Origin of the sequence: Nonomuraea sp. NPDC050547 (assembly GCF_044457345.1) — a bacterium.
GTDB lineage: Bacteria > Actinomycetota > Actinomycetes > Streptosporangiales > Streptosporangiaceae > Nonomuraea.
On the sequence record NZ_JBITGW010000029.1, the window covers coordinates 54768 to 70207 of the forward strand.

At 68.5% G+C, this 15440-nt stretch carries 19 protein-coding genes; 6 read left to right on the top strand and 13 right to left on the bottom strand.

What is annotated here, in order from left to right:
- Positions 1-31: 31 nt before the first annotated feature.
- Entirely contained in the window at positions 32-463 is a 432-nt protein-coding gene (locus tag ACIBHY_RS50075) for a hypothetical protein (protein WP_397252855.1), read from the top strand.
- Between the two features lie 350 nt (positions 464-813).
- On the opposite strand, the gene ACIBHY_RS50080 is transcribed toward ACIBHY_RS50075, so the two are convergent.
- The 3 genes from ACIBHY_RS50080 to ACIBHY_RS50090 all read right to left on the bottom strand — a co-directional run bounded on the left by ACIBHY_RS50080 (position 814) and on the right by ACIBHY_RS50090 (position 3788).
- Positions 814-2049, bottom strand: coding sequence for a hypothetical protein (locus tag ACIBHY_RS50080; RefSeq protein ID WP_397310510.1), 1236 nt, complete (start codon positions 2047-2049; stop codon positions 814-816).
- A complete protein-coding gene (locus ACIBHY_RS50085; protein ID WP_397310511.1) occupies positions 2046-2558 on the bottom strand; it encodes an RNA polymerase sigma factor in 513 nt (170 codons plus the stop codon). The genes ACIBHY_RS50080 and ACIBHY_RS50085 overlap by 4 nt, the downstream gene beginning before the upstream one ends.
- A gap of 291 nt (positions 2559-2849) precedes the next feature.
- On the bottom strand, positions 2850-3788 hold the full coding sequence (locus tag ACIBHY_RS50090; RefSeq protein WP_397310512.1) for an endonuclease/exonuclease/phosphatase family protein: 939 nt from the start codon (positions 3786-3788) through the stop codon (positions 2850-2852).
- Between the two features lie 294 nt (positions 3789-4082).
- Here ACIBHY_RS50090 and ACIBHY_RS50095 point away from each other — a divergent pair, with 294 nt between their 5' ends.
- Positions 4083-4544, top strand: a complete 462-nt coding sequence (locus ACIBHY_RS50095) for a hypothetical protein (protein ID WP_397310513.1) — start codon at positions 4083-4085, stop codon at positions 4542-4544.
- Between the two features lie 62 nt (positions 4545-4606).
- Here the strand turns inward: ACIBHY_RS50095 and ACIBHY_RS50100 are convergent, their stop codons facing one another.
- From ACIBHY_RS50100 to ACIBHY_RS50130, 7 genes are all read right to left on the bottom strand, one after another.
- Entirely contained in the window at positions 4607-5116 is a 510-nt protein-coding gene (locus ACIBHY_RS50100; protein WP_397310514.1) for a DM13 domain-containing protein, read from the bottom strand.
- A gap of 53 nt (positions 5117-5169) precedes the next feature.
- The gene (locus ACIBHY_RS50105) at positions 5170-5379 is read right to left on the bottom strand and encodes a hypothetical protein (RefSeq protein ID WP_397310515.1); all 210 of its coding nucleotides are present in this window, start codon (positions 5377-5379) and stop codon (positions 5170-5172) included.
- 521 nt (positions 5380-5900) lie between these two features.
- Positions 5901-6407 (bottom strand): carboxymuconolactone decarboxylase family protein, encoded by a 507-nt coding sequence (locus ACIBHY_RS50110; protein ID WP_397310516.1) that lies wholly within the window; start codon positions 6405-6407, stop codon positions 5901-5903.
- A 90-nt stretch (positions 6408-6497) separates the two neighbouring features.
- A complete protein-coding gene (locus tag ACIBHY_RS50115; protein ID WP_397310517.1) occupies positions 6498-7529 on the bottom strand; it encodes an alpha/beta fold hydrolase in 1032 nt (343 codons plus the stop codon).
- The gene (locus tag ACIBHY_RS50120) at positions 7526-7993 is read right to left on the bottom strand and encodes a MarR family winged helix-turn-helix transcriptional regulator (protein WP_397252846.1); all 468 of its coding nucleotides are present in this window, start codon (positions 7991-7993) and stop codon (positions 7526-7528) included. Before ACIBHY_RS50120 ends, ACIBHY_RS50115 begins: the two co-directional genes overlap by 4 nt.
- A gap of 36 nt (positions 7994-8029) precedes the next feature.
- Complete coding sequence (locus tag ACIBHY_RS50125; protein ID WP_397310518.1) at positions 8030-8584, bottom strand: DoxX family protein; 555 nt, start codon at positions 8582-8584, stop codon at positions 8030-8032.
- A gap of 230 nt (positions 8585-8814) precedes the next feature.
- Complete coding sequence (locus ACIBHY_RS50130; RefSeq protein WP_397310519.1) at positions 8815-9327, bottom strand: nitroreductase/quinone reductase family protein; 513 nt, start codon at positions 9325-9327, stop codon at positions 8815-8817.
- 88 nt (positions 9328-9415) lie between these two features.
- Here ACIBHY_RS50130 and ACIBHY_RS50135 point away from each other — a divergent pair, with 88 nt between their 5' ends.
- On the top strand, positions 9416-10036 hold the full coding sequence (locus tag ACIBHY_RS50135) for a TetR/AcrR family transcriptional regulator (RefSeq protein WP_397252843.1): 621 nt from the start codon (positions 9416-9418) through the stop codon (positions 10034-10036).
- Between the two features lie 99 nt (positions 10037-10135).
- The gene (locus ACIBHY_RS50140; protein ID WP_397310520.1) at positions 10136-11491 is read left to right on the top strand and encodes an FAD-binding oxidoreductase; all 1356 of its coding nucleotides are present in this window, start codon (positions 10136-10138) and stop codon (positions 11489-11491) included.
- 2 nt (positions 11492-11493) lie between these two features.
- Here the strand turns inward: ACIBHY_RS50140 and ACIBHY_RS50145 are convergent, their stop codons facing one another.
- Positions 11494-12912 (bottom strand): PLP-dependent aminotransferase family protein, encoded by a 1419-nt coding sequence (locus tag ACIBHY_RS50145; protein WP_397310521.1) that lies wholly within the window; start codon positions 12910-12912, stop codon positions 11494-11496.
- Positions 12913-12989: 77 nt separating this feature from the next.
- On the opposite strand from ACIBHY_RS50145, the gene ACIBHY_RS50150 reads away from it, so the two are divergent.
- Positions 12990-13538, top strand: a complete 549-nt coding sequence (locus ACIBHY_RS50150) for a dihydrofolate reductase family protein (protein WP_397310522.1) — start codon at positions 12990-12992, stop codon at positions 13536-13538.
- A gap of 25 nt (positions 13539-13563) precedes the next feature.
- On the opposite strand, the gene ACIBHY_RS50155 is transcribed toward ACIBHY_RS50150, so the two are convergent.
- Positions 13564-14202, bottom strand: a complete 639-nt coding sequence (locus ACIBHY_RS50155; protein ID WP_397252837.1) for an O-methyltransferase — start codon at positions 14200-14202, stop codon at positions 13564-13566.
- Between the two features lie 45 nt (positions 14203-14247).
- Between ACIBHY_RS50155 and ACIBHY_RS50160 the strand changes: the two genes are divergently transcribed.
- A complete protein-coding gene (locus ACIBHY_RS50160; protein ID WP_397310523.1) occupies positions 14248-14835 on the top strand; it encodes a TetR/AcrR family transcriptional regulator in 588 nt (195 codons plus the stop codon).
- Positions 14836-14843: 8 nt separating this feature from the next.
- On the opposite strand, the gene ACIBHY_RS50165 is transcribed toward ACIBHY_RS50160, so the two are convergent.
- The gene (locus tag ACIBHY_RS50165; protein WP_397310524.1) at positions 14844-15302 is read right to left on the bottom strand and encodes a hypothetical protein; all 459 of its coding nucleotides are present in this window, start codon (positions 15300-15302) and stop codon (positions 14844-14846) included.
- Between the last annotated feature and the right edge of the window lie 138 nt (positions 15303-15440).

The window sequence follows — 15440 nt, forward strand, 5'->3', positions numbered from 1 at the left end:
CTCCAGTCCGACAATCGCGAAGGGACCTGAAGTGCGCAAGATCTGGACCTTGGCCGGAACGGCGGCCACCGCCGCGATCGTCGCCTCCACCGGAGCGGCCCCGGCAACGGCGGCTCCGGCCACAGCCGCGGCGCTGAGCACCTCGTCGGATGCGCCGAGGTACGCCAGCGACGTCAAGACCAGGGTCCACAGCAACAGGACCGGTCTCGGCACGCTGCAGATGCGCTACGGCAAGTACAAGAGCAAGACCTGGATCTGGGCCCGTATCGAGAAGCCGACGAAGCTGGCCAACGACAAGTACGAAATCACGATCGTGGCCCAGGGCACGTATCTCCACAAGAACATCAGCGGCACCAGCTACACCAAGGCGTTCGAGGCCAAGGACGGCGTGAAGTACTACGTGTGCATAGCCAAGATCGACGCCGCCACGTGCACGGGCAACTCGCTCTCGTGGATCTACTGACGCGTCAGGCAGCGGCTGGGATCACACTCCTTCGCCTGCCCAGCCATGGCGCCGTGCACCGCGCTCGTCGGGTGCGCCACCAGCTCACGACGGCCCGAGCAGCGCGGGACAGGTGAGCGGCCTGGGTGCCGCGCAGACCGTTGTGGCGAGCGTAGAAGGCCGCCGTCAACGCCCCCGGGCCCGGAAGGCTGACGGTCAACACTGCCCAGTCGTCGGCGAGGCGGCCCGTCAAGTATGCGGTCGTGTGCCCGCGCAGACCCCGGTCCGGGTGGGAGTCGGGGTCTGCTCGTGAGGGTGCCGCAGGAGCTATCCGGCAGACATCGGCCCCCGCCTGAGGTCTGCGGTCTGTGCTACTGGCCCGGCTTCGCGGTCAGGTCGCCGACGTAGCCCATGGCCTCGTAGGTCTGCTGGAGCAACGGCGTCGCCTTCCCCGTTTCGATGACGGCGAGCTCCAGGAGCTTGGCGGTCTTGTCGTCGAAGATCAGCCGGTAGGTGATCCGGCCGGCCGCGCCGGTCTCATCGGGTCCGGTCGTCTCCAGCGCGACCCCGCTACGCCCCTTGCCGTCGGCCACACCCGTCTGCGACGTCAGTTGGGAAGTGGAGTCGGCCAGCACCTGGTAGAGGGCTGCCCTGGTACCCGAGGTGATCGGGGCGGACAGCAGGTCGGCGCCGGTCTGCCACATGTACAGGGCGAGCGGGATCCGCTTGTCGCCCTGCTCGTACATGCTGTGCAGTTTCGCCTTCAGCGCTGCCTTGCCGGTCGGCAGCTCGGCGATGCTGGACCAGGTGAGGCTGTCGTTGCCGATCGAGACGATGCCCTCGGGGGCGCCTTCCTTCGTCTTCGGCCGGTCATCTTCGGACAACCTGGGCGAGCCCGCCTGCTGCCATTTGGCGCGGTCCTCGGGAGTCGCGAACTCGATCTTCACATCCTGGTTCTTCACCGAGCGGCCGGTGGCGTTCCTGAGCGATAGCCAGCTTTCGGCGGTGTCGCCGCGGGTCGCGGTGTAGGGCAGTTCAGCCGTCTTCAGGGCGTCGACCTTGTCCTTGAACTCCTTGCGGGCGGCCTCCAACTCGGCGGGCTTGTCCTTGAACCGCGCCTCCTCGGCCTTCAGTTCGGCGTCCAGTTTCTTGAGCTCGGCCTTGTACTCCAGCGGGGCGACATGAACCATCTGCACCGTGCGCACCCGCGAGTACCAGAACGTGCCCGAGGAGATCGGCTCCTCGGCGGCCACCTTGGCCGCGGCGAGCAGGATCGTGCGGGTGTTCGCGGGGGCGCCTGTCGTGACCTGCGCCGGGACCTCGTGCACGCCGGACGGCTGCGCGGCGATCGGAGCGCCGGTCGTGGGGTCCGCGGAGACGAACTGCGGAACGGCGATCGCCGCGGCGGCGATTCCCGCCGCGGCGACGGCGAACAGCGTCAGGGGGCGGCGCTTGGCCATGGAAAATCTCCGAAGGTGGTGAGGGGTCCGAGGGGTCTGGAACGCGCGGGCGAGATCGGCCGAACGGCGCCGCCGGTAGGCGTCCTCGGTGAGCGTGTCCGGGCGTAGCGTGGTGATCAGTTCATTGATGGGGTCGTTGTCGTTCATGGCTGTCCCTGAAAGGCGAAGTGAGGCGGGAGTTTGAGCGCGTCGGCCAAGCGACGGCGCGCGCGATGCAGCCGGACGTTGTACGTGCGCGGCGAGCAGCCCGCCGCCTGGGCCGCCTGGGCGGGCGTGAGGCCGTACCAGTTGGCCAGCACCACCGCCTCGATGTCCTGTTCACTCAGGCTCGCCAGTACGGCCAAGGCCTCCTGCCGGCCGGTTACCCGCTCGGCCACGTCGCCTTCGACGAAGGAACTCAGCCCGGTCAACCGCGCGATCAACTCGTCGCTGCGCAGCCGGCGGACACGCTGGTTGCGCAGCAGGTTGCGCATCACGCCGAGCAGCCACGGCAGCGGTTGATCGGGCAGGTCGTCCAGACGCCGCCATGCGATCAGGAACGTCTCGCTGGTCAGGTCCTCCGCCATGGCCGGCTCGGCACGCAGCAGGGCATAGCCCAGCACGTTCCGGTAGTGCCGGTCATAGAGGTTGGTGAATCGTTCTTCTGGATCGTCCACATCTAGAACTGTCTTGAAGGGGCCTCCGGATTACCGGCCAGCGAAAAATTTACGTTATGTCCGCACTCCGGCTGCCCCGGCGAAGCCGCGTCCCCGCGGCGATCTGCCTGGCCAGCCGTACGCGGCGGCACAAAGTGGCCAGAAGCTCTTCTCAGGAGAGATCGCCCCAATGCCGCCGGCGATGGCCGCGCCGAATCCCTGGCCGGTGATCGAGGAGCAGGGTGGGGGCTGGCCCGGCGACTCGCTCGCCCTTCTCCAGCCACGAGATCATCTCGATGGCCCGTCGCGGCGCTACGTGAGGTCGACGTAGAACAGCGGATGATCGGTCCACACCGTGTCGGGCTCGGAGGTGTCAGGCCACGGCTCGGTCTGTGGTTCTCCGAAGGTTTTGCCGCTGATGACGTGCTGGCGGTTTCCGTCGCCCTTGCGGGTGAGGCCCTTGCCGCAGAGGTTGAGCGCGTTCTGCTCGTGGGGTTTGTTCCATCGCAGGTTCAGATCGCCGGCGATGATCAAGGGTCCGTCTCCGGCGAACCGTCTGGCCTCCCTCGAAAGCTGGAAGCATTGGTCAGCGGTCACCTGCACGGAGCGGAGATAGTCCTCGTCGCTCTCTTGTGAAGGGACGGCGTGGAGTTGAGCGGTGCACACCGTGGCCCACGGCATCTTCCGGCAGCCCATGACGCGTACTTCCCGGTCGTTTCGCTGGGTGTCGAAAGCCTTCTCCAGACGGAACTCGCTGTAGGGCTCCCTCAACGGTTCCTTGGTGAGAATCGCCGACCCGTAGTCACCGCCCTTGCTGGGTTTTCCTGGCTGGCCGCATTTCTTCGGCGTCCTGGATCCGGGCGCGCCTTCCAGCACGGTGAAGAACGAATCACCTTTGAATCCGATCTTCTGCTTGAACCCCTCCAGATCGCCCGAACAGATCTCGTTGATCGTCACCGCGGTGGGCTTGATTCGAGCGATCTCCGCAGCGGCTACCTGCATGGTCGCTCCTGCCCGATTCTGGGGGGCGCCAGGCTTCTTGTCCCAGCAATGACGGGCGAGCCCGCTGTTGCAAAGGTTCATCTGCAGGACGCGGATCGGGCGCGGAGGTGCGGATTCGACGTTTCGGATACGCCGCTTCCCGCTGGTCTCCGCCTCAGTGGTGGTAGACGTCGGTTCTGGGGTGGGCGCGAGAGATGGCGCCATGAGAAGTATCGCCGCGACCGCGGCGGCGCCGGCATGAGTGAACATGAGTGGCTCCTTCAGAGTGTGGTCTCCGACGATGAGGGCTTCCGCCATGGATCCTCAGGACGTCAATACCGAGCCGGTGCGCAGACCGACGCCGTCAAGTCCTATCTGGACGAAGACGTTGAGGCCTTCTCCCAGAACCTTTCGACTAGACGAAATACTGCGAGGATCGACGCGAGCGGGGTACCTCGCACATCAGAGGGCCGTCGTCGGCAGCGGGTGAGCCGCTGTGCCCGCGAATCGGCCGTCAATGTCGTGTCAACGGCCTGTCAACCGGTGCGGACTTGCATGCACGGCATGAAGAAGATGACCTTGGTCTCCGTGGTGGGCGCCCTCGCGACCACCGCCCTGCTGGCCGTCAGTACGCCGGCGCACGCCGACGGCCCCAGCCCCCAAGCGGTGGCGGAACAGCTCAGGAACACCCCGCGATCCAGCGCCCAGGACGTCAACGTCGCGGCGGTGGGTGTCTCCCTGGAGAAGTACAAGTGGGGGCTCAACGACAACTGGATCCGCCTCAGGTGGAGCAAGCCCACGTCCGTCGGCTACCACGACTACGTCGCCCTCTACGACCACAACCCGCAGGACGGCGCCGACGCCCAGAACAACTACCTGACCTACCAGTGGGCCAAGAACGGCTCGGCCTACGAGACGAACTGGCGTACCTCCCACAGGACGGAGTTCTACGCCGCCTACGTCTCCTGGGACTACGACCGGCAGAAGTACGTCGTTCTCGCGCGCAGCGGCCCCTGGTCGGGCTGAGCCGGCACGTTGGCACCCCGGTCCGCTCCATGGCGCGGACCGGGGTGAGCTGACGTCGGCGGTCAGGCCAGCGCTGCGGCTCCGAACGAGACGCTGAACCGCTTGCACCAGATCGTGACGCTCCTGAAGACGTCGAGATCGGTGTCCGCGGGAATGGCGTAGTTCGCGTTGCCCTTGTTGCCCTTGAGGTTGCCGAGTTCCACGGACCGCCCCTTGCCGACGCTGTACCAGTCATCGGTCACCGGCCGGTCGGTGAGCCACACGCGCAGGTCGGGTCCGTCGGAGGTGTCGAGCTTCTCGATCCTCAGGACCCGGCTGCCATCGGCGAGGCGCAGGACCTTCACCGTGCCTGTGGTCCGGTGCTCGTGGCTGCGGAACTCACCGCCGGCCAGTTCCCTGACGGCCGGAGACGGACGGGTAGCGGAAGGCGTAGCGGAGACGGACGGCAGTGCCTCGTCGACCGTCACGGTGGTGAACAGCCGCCAGGGCTGGAAGAGGTACAGGCCGACCGACGCGACCCCGACGGCCAGACCGGCGGCCAGCCAGGTCACCGGCCTCCTGAAGATGCTCATGTCCCCAGCTAACCGCACCGGCCTGGGTCAGGGTCTTACCGTGCGCTTACGCCTCACGGGTGCGCTTCGCCGCGGTCAGCGTGCCACGCGACGAACGACGCCGGCAGCCCGGTCGCCGCGAGCGAGCCGAGTTCGGTGCCGGCCGCCGCCAGGTTGAGGCGGCCACGCTGGTCCTTGAGCCCGTGGCAGGAGTAGGACGTCGTCGGGCTGCCGGTCGGCGAAGAGCGCCGCGACCCGGCGGCGCAGCACGGACTCGCCGGCATCGGTGAGCGTTCCGACGTCGAAGGCGACGATGGCCGGCTCGCCCAGGACCTCGGCGAGCGCCCGGATGTGAGAGACGGGCGAGCGCAGCCGGCTCAGCCGGGATCCTCGTAGGCCGCGTTGGCCACGAGGAGGGCGGTGCGCCGGCCGGCCGTACCGGAAGGACCCGCGGCACGAGACGTGGCACCGGCCTCGGTGGAGACCACGACCCGGATGTGCCTGCCGCCACCCCGCGATCTGCGCCACGGACGCCGCCGTGGACAGTCCCGTCACCAGGAAACCGATCCCGCCGGCGATCAACTCGGCCGACCGGGTCCCATCAGGAGCCGGCCCCTCCACCACGCGCGTGACCCCGCAGATTCCTTCCCGGCCGACCTCTGCCTGATCCACGCCGGGGTGATCCGCAGTGAGAATCGTGCCCGCGGACATCGCGGCTCCGGATCAGGGGGTCAAGAGGGCAGACATCTTGATGCTGCACGAGAGGCCGCGCCGTGGCAGCTGTGCGCTCGGCCGGCGGCGAGCTCTACGTCGCCGACGTCCAGTTCTCGCCGGCGGGCCGGCCGGCGACCGGCTTGCCGATGACGGTGAGGGGGATGAAGAAGCAACTCCGGCCGATCGCCATGCAGAGCGTCACGAGGGCCCGTTCGTCGTAGTGGGCGGATGCCCTGGCGAACAACTCGTCGGACACACGCTCCCCGCCCGGATTCGGGGTGAAGGTGGCGTCCACGAGCTCAAGGACGACCTGTTCGGCCTCGGTGAAGTAGTGAGGCGTGTCCCTCCAGGTCGCCACGGCGGTGATGCGCTCCTCCGATTCGCCGAGCTTGCGGAGGATGCCGGTCTGCCCGATGGTGTGGTACGTACTGTCGAACTGCTGCCCGAGACGGAGCTGCGCCAGGGCGATGAGGGTCGGCGAAATCGACCCGTTCTCCTGGGCCTTGGTCATACCCCCGCCGATCTCCCACAGCTCGGGGATGAACTGGCTGGGGTCGGGCAGCCTCGACTTGAGGTGGTCACGCTTGGTGGTGGACATGGTGATCTCTCCTTGCCGTAGGGACACCTGCATCTCCACGACGAACAACCCCGGTGACCGCGGGACCACCAGAGTTGTGAGGTACGACACTCATCGCGTGGCGGGCTCTCCCGAGACGTCCTGGGTGAAGAAGGTGTCGACCGCCTCCACGAATGAGCGGGGTTTGAACATGTGGATCACGTGATTGGCATGAACCTTCCTGTACCGGCTGTGCGGCACGAGCTGCTTGATCCGGGCCGCGTCCTCGTCGTCCATGGCGCCGATCAGGCCATGGCCGGGCAGCCGCCGCCAGTCGCCGTGCAGTACCAGCAGCGGGCACGACACGCGGGAGAGCGCGTCGGCGTGATCGAGACCGTCGTAGAACCGGCCGTCGACGAAGGCGCGCGCGAAGTCCGGGTCGTACATGGACAGCGACTTGAGCAGCAGGCGGAGTTTGAGGGGGAAGTAGCCGATGTCCACGGGCCGGCCGGGGTGGCGTGTCTGGAACGCCTGGATCCGGTGGGACAGGAAGGTGATGAACCAGTCCGGGACCCGCTTCTCGCGGACTTCGGAGATCGGGAGGGTCAGACCGCGGAAGTAGTCGGCCAGGTCACGATTCTGAGGGTCGCCGAGGGCTTCGACCAGATGCTTCAGCCCGCCGTACACGAAACGATCGTGATCGCGGAAGCGGGGCAGCTGCGCGGAGAACACCGGGGCGTCCTCGAGGATCACCGCGGCGACCCGCGGGGGCAGGTTGGCCGCACACCACAGCGCGAGGAGGCCGCCGGAGGAGTTGCCGGAGATGACGGCGGGAGTCCGGACGACCTCGGACAGGAACGTGCTCATGTCCGCGCCCAGGTGCCGCCAGGAGTATGCGCCCGGGGTCCAGCTCGACTTGCCGTGTCCGCGTACGTCGAGCGCGTAGACCAGAAACCGCCGCGACAGCGGCACCAGCACCCGCTGGTAGCTCTCCCAGGTGGCGGTCTGCGCCGGCAGCAGGACCAGCGGAGGTCCGTTGTCCGGGCCCACCACGTAGTTGATCCGCAGGGCCCCGGCGTCGAGCTGGACCTCCCGGAAACCGGCGGACCGCACGGCTCTGATGTCGATCGTTCCGGACAGGCCCTCGTACGGGTTGCGGTTCATGGGAGTCCTTTCTGCGCGCGGTGGGCCTGCCCGTCGGCGAGGTCGGACGACACGAGCTCGATGAGCTCCGTCAGCGCGTCGGCCAGCGCGGCGCGGCCCGGTTCGCTCATGCGGCCCAGGATGGCCGCGAACCTGTCCGCCGACCGCTGATCCACCGTGCTCAGCAACCGTTCGGCCTCGTCGGTGAGCTGCAGCCGGATCCGCCGGCGGTCGTCCTGATCGCTCGTCCGGTGCAGCAGCCCGGCGCGGACCAGCCGGTTCACCAGCGCGGACGTGGCCGCGAGCCGTCGTCCGAGCGTCTCGGCCAGTTCCGACACCGTGCAGCCGCTTCGCCGCCGGACGGTGAACAACATGCGCAGCTGCGGCATGGTGAGATCCAGGTCCAGCCATGCCTCCGGCCGCTGCAGCGCCAGCATGCGCAGCCGGGAGGCCAGCCGCTCGATGTCCCCAGAGGTACTTGCCATGATGTGAATAGTCTACGCCTTGTTGACTATTTTCGATCAGAATTGGGCGTGGGTCATCGTGTACCACGTCGGAGCGAACACCAGCAGGGCCATCCCGGCGAGAACCGCGAGCGACTTGAGCAGGCGTGGGGTGGTCAGGGTCGCCGCCGCGGTGGGCCTGAGGTTCCATCGGCCGAGCGCGATGAACGCCGAGACGCCGCCGAGGACGAGGTTCGCGGGGACCAGGGCGTACTCGCCGCGCACGATGTGGAAGGCCGTCGCGAGGATCATCGTCAGGGCCAGACCGGCCGCGGCGAGCGGGGTGAGCCTCGGCTTGACGCCCGTCATCGCGGGCAGGATGAGGCCGATACCGCCGAGCACCTCGACGACTCCGATGAAGACGATCAGGGTCTGGGGTACGGCCGCGTACCAGGCCACGGCCCGGGGAGCGGCCTCGTAGAGGGCGGCGTCGTACAGCAGGACCTTGCCGAAGCCGCTGCCGGCGAAGAAGAGGCCCCAGAGCGCCTGCAGGAACCACAGGATGCCGTTCAGGGTCAAGATCCTGTTCCTGGCCTTGGCCGGGAGGCTGGAGAGGGTGTTGGTGGCGGTCATCGCTTTGCTCCTTCGGAGTGCCGTTGTGCTGACAACCCCGAGGATCTCCGGCAGCGTTGATACATCCGCGATGCGTCGGCGATTCATCGGCGCTCACGCTCTGGCGCCAGAAAGGCGGCTCCGTTCACCTGGGTGCCCAGGCGCGCCAGGCGGGGTGAGCTCCCGGTTCCCGCGGGCCTCGAGGATCGGAACTCGAACGACAAGCCAAGGGGTGGGCGGCAGGTGCGTTGTCACTGCTCGGTGACGGGTTCCAGCACGATGACGGGGATCTGCCTGCCTGCGGCGGCCTCGAACTCGGCGAACTTCGGGACGAGTGCCACCTCTTTCGCCCAGAGTCGGTCGCGCTCAGCGCCTTCCGTGAGCCGAGCCACGACCGGCACGCGATGCGTGCCCACCTCGACTACGGCCTGCGGATTCGCCATGAGGTTGTGGTACCAGACCGGATGATGCGGACTGCCGCCGTGGGTTCCGAAGATGGCCCAGCCATCGCCCACCGGCTGGTAGAACAACGGGCTGATCCTTTCGCGTCCGGTCTTGGCCCCGGTGTGGTGCACCAGGATGAGCGGCATGCCCTGCTCGTCGAACCCGGGGAACCGGGGCGGGATGGGCCGGCCTGCGGCGAATTCCTCTTCGCTGCTCCAGGGCACGTACCCGCCATTCGCTCGGAACTCGGCAATGATCCGATCGTTCCAGTCGCCGATGGCAGGGACTTCGGGTGCGGTGGTCGTGGACGGGTCGGTCATGACATCCCCTTCGTTATCCGGAGCACTTGCTCCTCAAAGTAACACAGAGCGGAGCATGTGCTCCGTATAAGGAGGTATGCTCGGTTACATGGCAGTGGCCGAACCGGAAGACACCACCCGGCGCCGGGCGCCGCGTGTGGACGCGATCCGCAACCGGGAAGCGATCATCGAGGCCGCCGCCGACGTGCTGGCCGAGCAGGGCGCCGCGGTGGACGTACGCGAGATCGCGCGCCGCAGCGGGGTGGGTATGGGCACCCTCTACCGGCATTTCCCGAAGAAGGAAGATCTCGTGCACACGGTCCTGCGCAGGGACTTCCTGAACTGGGCGGACTCGGCGCGCCAGGCGGCGATCGAGGCCGAGGACCCCTGGGCGGCACTGACCGATTTCTACCGGCAGGCCCTGACCGGCTACGCCCGCCACCGCGCGATCATGGAGAATTTTGCGCTGACCTGGGCGGACCCCGATCTGGAGGGCATCCATCAGCTTCGCCTCGTCATCGAGCAGTTGTGCGCCCGCGCCGTCGCCACGGGCCTGCTGCGCCCCGGCGTGACCACTGATGACCTGCTGCTTCTTCTGGTCTCGCTGGGTCACGCCGTCCAGGTCACCGACGACTGCCGGCCGCAGATGTGGAACAGGCTGTTGCGCATCTCCCTCGACGGCCTGCGGGCCGACCACCACGATCCACTTCCCGCGGACGTCATCGAGTGACGGACCGGCGGCCGTGGTGTGGCCTCCGTGAATTGGTCCTCGATCAGCCTGCGGGATCGGACTTTATCGCCTGTACCAATTCTTGTCAGGCTGAGTGGCATGACAACGACAGCGACGCGCTTCGACGGCCGGCTTCTCACTCCTGGCGACGCCGGCTACGACACCGCCCGTACCGTCTGGAACGCCATGGTCGACCGGCGTCCACGCATGATCGTCCGCGCGGCGGGCGTCGCCGATGTGGTCGCCGCCGTGCGGATGGCCCGGGAACTGAACCTGGAGATCGGCGTGCGCTGCGGCGGGCACAACGTCGCCGGCTTCGCCGTGCCCGAGGGTGGCCTCATGATCGACCTGACGCCCATGGGCGGCGTGCGGGTCGATCCTGCCCGCCGGCGGGCCCGGGTGCAGGGCGGGGCGCTGCTCGGCGCGCTGGATCGGGCGTCCCAGGCGTACGGCCTGGCCACCACCGCCGGCAACGTCTCGCACACCGGCGTCGGCGGGCTCACGCTCGGCGGCGGCATGGGCTGGCTGGCCCGCCAGTACGGCCTGGCCTGCGACAACGTCGTCTCCTACACGATGGTCACCGCCGAAGGCGACGTGGTGACCGCGAGCCGTACCGAGAACCCGGATCTGTTCTGGGGCCTGCGCGGTGGTGGCGGTAACTTCGGGATCGTCACCGAGTTCGAGTTCGAGTTGCATCGCATCGGCACACGGACGCTGGTCGCCGAGTTCGACTTCCGTGCCGAGGACGCCGTCCCGGTCATCGAGGGCTGGCGTGATCTGAACGCCGTGGCGCCCCGGCAGGCGACGTTCACCGCCGGTGTCGGCGGCGGGCCCGCGGGCCCGATCGCCACGCTGGGGTTCGTGTGGGTCGGTGACCCGGACGAGGGCCGCCGGCTGCTGCCCGCGATGCGGGCGCTCGGGCGTCCCGTCGCGTCGCGCGTCACGACCCCGTCGTACCTCGAACTGCAGCGACGGGACGACTCCACCGGCGGCCACGCGTACCGTCGCTACTCCAAGGGGCACTATCTGCGGGAGTTTCCCACCGCGGCGATCGAGGCGTTCCTGCTGCGCGGCGGCACCGACCTGAGCGCGAGCCCGTACCTGCCGGGCGTCGGCCTGCAGGCGCACGGCGGCGCGATCGCCGACGTCCCGGACGCGGACGCGGCGTTCAGCCATCGCGGCACGATGTTCGAGTTCGGCGCCGGCACCCGCTGGACCGACCCGGCCGAGGACGACGCCAGGATGGGCGCCGCGCGTGCCGCCGGCGCCTCGCTCGAACCGTACGCGAGCGGGGTGTACGTCAACTCGTTGACGGCCGACGAACTGGCCGACGGGCAGCGTGGGGTACGGCGGGCGTACTCGGCCGCGAAGCTGGCCCGGCTGACCGCGGTCAAGACCGCCTACGACCCGGCCAACGTGTTCCACCTGAACCAGAACATCCGCCCGGCACCCTGAGATCAGGCTCCCCGTACCTCCCGGATGGCCGTCGCCAGCAGCGCGACCCCCTCGGCGATGGCGCTCTCGCCGAGGATGGCGTACCCGAAGATGAGGCCGCCCGGTCCGCTCCCGGCGATCCGGTACGGGCCGACGCCGTGGATGCCCAGTCCGTGCCTGGCGGCGGCCGTCACCACCTCCGCCTCGTCGAGGTCGGGCGGGAGCCAGGCCACCACGTGCTGCCCGGCGGCGATCCCGGCCGGTTCCAGTTCGGGCAGGTGAGTGCGCAGGGCGTCCAGGAGCGCGTCGCGGCGGCGGCGGTACACCGGACGCATCCTGCGCAGGTGGCGGTCGAACTCGCCGCGTGCCAGGAAGTCGGCGAACGTCAACTGGTCGATGACCGGCGAACCGCGGTCGGCGAGCACTTTCGCCGCGGCGACGTCGGTGACCAGGTGCGGGGGCAGGACCATCCAGCCGAGCCGGAGTCCCGGGGCGAGCGTCTTGCTGGCCGTACCGCAGTAGACGACGTGATCGGGCGCCAGGCCCTGCATGGCGCCCACGGGCGAGCGATCGTAGCGGTACTCGGCGTCGTAGTCGTCCTCGATCACGATCGCGCCGCGGCGCTGGGCCCAGCCGATCACCTCGGCCCTCGCCGAAGCCGACAGCACTCCCCCGGTGGGCCACTGGTGCGACGGCGTGAGCACGACCGCGTCGGCGTCGGCCCGCTGGAGCGCGTCGACCTGAACGCCGCCCGGACCCACCGGGATGCCGACGACGTCCAGACCGGCGGCGCCGGCCAGCACCCGGGCGTCGTCGTCGGACGACGGGTCCTCCAGGGCGATCCGCCGGGCGCCGCGCTGGACCAGCACCTGGATCAGCAGCGAGATGCCCTGCCCGAAGCCATTGCAGATCACCACATTGCCCGGGACGGCCGAGGTGCCGCGCACCCGGTTGAGGTAGTCGCACAGAGCCTCGTGCAGTTCCGGAACGCCGCGCCCGTCGAGGTAGGCGAACCGGTCATTGGGCGTGGTGGTGAGCACGGTGCGTACCGAACGCAGCCAGGTCGAGCGCGGGAACTGGGACACGTCGGTGCGACCGTACCCGAAGTCGACTGTGAAGCCGGCGCTGCGCGCGGGCGTCGGCGGCGCGGAGCCCGCCGTGGCGGCCGGCGGTATCGACGCGGCGACCTGGGTGTATCCGCCGGAACGGCTGGCGAGGTAGCCCTCGGCCACGAGCTGCTGGTAGGCCTCGACGACCACCCCGCGCGAGACCCCGAGGCCGGTCGCGAGGGTGCGGGTGGGTGGCAGCGACGCGCCCGTCCGCAGCCGGCCGGCCCGGATGCTCGCGCGGATGGACGCGCCGATCTGCCGATGCAGCGGCACGCCGGCCTCGCGGTCCAGCTCGATGAACAGGTCCTCGGCCGGCCCGGAATTGGTCCTCATAAGCCCCACAGGATCGGACCTTATCGGCGTGTACCGATTTCTGCCAGGCTGAGTCACCAGCTCACAGGAGGCGACAGATGAACGACACCAAGCCGCAGACCGCCAGTGGGAAAGTGCTTTTCCACTTCGCGATGTCACTGGACGGGTTCGTGGCCGGGGTCGACCACGACATGGGCTGGATGGCCGGAACGGACAGGCCGGGCCTGCAGGACGAATACGTGCGGACAACAGGAGCCGTTCTCGGCGGCCGGGACGGATATGACGCCTTGCCCGGCGCCCGCCCCTACTCCAGCGACTGGGACGGACCGGTCTTCGTGCTCACCCACCATCCCGAAGACGCCACGCCCGCGGACGGGATCACGTTCCTGAACTGCGACGTCGCCGAGGCCGTGCGGATCGGGCTGGAGGCGGCCGGGGGCAAGAACCTCGAGGTGTTCTCGCCTACCATCGGGCGTCAGCTTCTCGACCTGGGGCTGATCGACGAGATCGACCTCCACATCATGCCGGTCATGCTTGGGCAGGGCATCCGCCTCTACGACAACCCCGGCAGTGAGCCGATCTACCTTCACCATGTCGGCCAGAGCGACCCCACGGCGACCGTCAACGTACGCTACCGACCCATCTGAGCTTGAGATCGCGCCGTAAGCAGCGCTACAGGCGGCAGCTGATCTCCAGCCCGTCCTCGACCGGGAACGTCACGCACGCGTACCCGTTGTCCGGTTCCCGCACGTACGCGAGGTAGGGCTGCACGTTCGCCAGTTCCACATCGTCGGCGACCACCAGCGTGCCCGGGGCGAGACGGGGCTCCAGCAGTCGCAGCACCGGAAGGTAGAGGTCCTTCCATCCGTCCAGCAGGACGAGGCCGGGCGCATGCGGCAGATCGGCGAGCGTCTGCAGGGCGTCTCCCTCCAGTACGGTGATCACCTCCTCCAACCCTGTTTCCGCGAAGGTACGGCGGGCCGTGGCGATCTTGTGCGCACTCAGTTCGGTGGTGATCACGCGACCGGTGCCGTTGTCGCGCACGGCCGCCGCCAGATGCAGCGTGGAGATGCCGAACGACATCCCGAACTCCACGACCGTCGCCGGCCGTATGGCCCGCACCAGGCTGTAAAGCAACCGTCCCGCTTCGGGTGAGATCGGCATGTAGATCTCTTCCGCCGCGTCCGCGTGCTCCTGGGGTGTGTTCCCGAAGCTGTCCACTCGCGCGGCGATCGCGTCGTCCCGGTCCGCCGCGGCGAACATCCGGTCGAGCGCTTCCGCCACGCGAGGTTCCGCCAGTGTGTTTCTCATGAGCGCTAGAGTAGACTAACCGTTGCGTCTAGTCTAGGAGTGGTCATGTCCCGTCCGCATCACGGCAACCGCCATGGGCGTAGTGAGGCAGCACGCCAGGCCGTCCTGGAGGCGGCCGACGACCTGCTGGCCGAGAAGGGATTCGCCGGGGTCACGATCGAGGGCCTCGCCGCGCGGGCCGGCGTCGCCAAGCAGACCGTCTACCGCTGGTGGAAGAGCAAGACCGAGGTCCTCGTGGAAGCGTTCCTGCAGGACCTGGCCGAGGCGCTGACCCCGCCCGACCACGGAGACCTCGCCCTCGACCTGCGCGCCTACCTCCGCCTGCTCGCGCGGTTCCTCAGCGAGACCGACTCCGGCGCCGTCTTCCGCGCACTGATCGCGCACGCCCAGCTCGATCCCGTCTTCGCCACCGACTTCCGCGACCGCTACCTGGCCGAGCAGCGCCGCCGCGACCGCCTTCCCCTGGAGCGTGCCGTACGGCGGGGCGAACTGCCCGTGACCTTCGACCTCGACGAGGCGACAGACCGGCTCGTCGGCCCCCTTTACTACCGGACGCTGGTCACCGATCAACCCGTCGACGGCGACTTCACCGACCGCCTGGCGGAAGCGTTTCTCGCCTCCCTCCAGCAGTGATGGCCGGGTCAGCAGGGGTCGATGTACCAGATCGGCCGCCAGTCCACGCCGACCACCCTCTCCGGCTCGTTGGCCGCGATGCTCCTCCTGACCCTGCCTTGCTGGTCCTTCAGGCGGGTCACCGCGTTGCCGGTCTGGTTGTTGTTGAGGGCGCCGGCGTCGATGAAGTTGGATAGCGAACGCTCGGTGCAGTAGTAGAGCTCGTAGACGGTGTGCTGGCCATCGCCTTCACCGGCGGCGACGCACAGGTACCCGGGCCAGCAGTCGTTGAGGAGCGCACTTCGATCCGCACCGCTCAGATTGCGCTTCACCGTCTCGCGGCGGGGGTCGAGCGGGGTGAGCACCGGGGTCCAGGCCGCCGTTTCCGCGGGGGGCGTCCGCGTCGCCTGTGCCGTGGGCGCGGCGATCGAGGACGCCGACAACAGGATGGTGAACGCGGCGATGACGGCCGGCCCACCCTTCCGCACGACACGTTTCGCCGATACGACCATGCTCGTCAGCCTTTCTGACTCGTATTGTCATGTCCTTCACGAGCCAAGCAGGCAACGGCGTCGCGACGGCTTCAGATCGGCTTCACCCCTGACCCAGGAAAGACGTAGGACGGC

Bases quoted from the DNA above. Each gene is read 5' to 3' on its own strand.
- ACIBHY_RS50135 (WP_397252843.1), top strand. From the start codon at position 9,416: ATGGCAGTGGCCGAACCGGAAGACACCACCCGGCGCCGGGCGCCGCGT.
- ACIBHY_RS50140 (WP_397310520.1), top strand. From the start codon at position 10,136: ATGACAACGACAGCGACGCGCTTCGACGGCCGGCTTCTCACTCCTGGC.
- ACIBHY_RS50115 (WP_397310517.1), bottom strand. From the start codon at position 7,529: ATGAACCGCAACCCGTACGAGGGCCTGTCCGGAACGATCGACATCAGA.
- ACIBHY_RS50125 (WP_397310518.1), bottom strand. From the start codon at position 8,584: ATGACCGCCACCAACACCCTCTCCAGCCTCCCGGCCAAGGCCAGGAAC.
- ACIBHY_RS50095 (WP_397310513.1), top strand. From the start codon at position 4,083: ATGAAGAAGATGACCTTGGTCTCCGTGGTGGGCGCCCTCGCGACCACC.
- ACIBHY_RS50130 (WP_397310519.1), bottom strand. From the start codon at position 9,327: ATGACCGACCCGTCCACGACCACCGCACCCGAAGTCCCTGCCATCGGC.
- ACIBHY_RS50110 (WP_397310516.1), bottom strand. From the start codon at position 6,407: ATGTCCACCACCAAGCGTGACCACCTCAAGTCGAGGCTGCCCGACCCC.
- ACIBHY_RS50080 (WP_397310510.1), bottom strand. From the start codon at position 2,049: ATGAACGACAACGACCCCATCAATGAACTGATCACCACGCTACGCCCG.
- ACIBHY_RS50120 (WP_397252846.1), bottom strand. From the start codon at position 7,993: ATGGCAAGTACCTCTGGGGACATCGAGCGGCTGGCCTCCCGGCTGCGC.
- ACIBHY_RS50150 (WP_397310522.1), top strand. From the start codon at position 12,990: ATGAACGACACCAAGCCGCAGACCGCCAGTGGGAAAGTGCTTTTCCAC.
- ACIBHY_RS50105 (WP_397310515.1), bottom strand. From the start codon at position 5,379: ATGCCGGCGAGTCCGTGCTGCGCCGCCGGGTCGCGGCGCTCTTCGCCG.
- ACIBHY_RS50090 (WP_397310512.1), bottom strand. From the start codon at position 3,788: ATGTTCACTCATGCCGGCGCCGCCGCGGTCGCGGCGATACTTCTCATG.
- ACIBHY_RS50145 (WP_397310521.1), bottom strand. From the start codon at position 12,912: ATGAGGACCAATTCCGGGCCGGCCGAGGACCTGTTCATCGAGCTGGAC.
- ACIBHY_RS50160 (WP_397310523.1), top strand. From the start codon at position 14,248: ATGTCCCGTCCGCATCACGGCAACCGCCATGGGCGTAGTGAGGCAGCA.
- ACIBHY_RS50100 (WP_397310514.1), bottom strand. From the start codon at position 5,116: ATGAGCATCTTCAGGAGGCCGGTGACCTGGCTGGCCGCCGGTCTGGCC.
- ACIBHY_RS50155 (WP_397252837.1), bottom strand. From the start codon at position 14,202: ATGAGAAACACACTGGCGGAACCTCGCGTGGCGGAAGCGCTCGACCGG.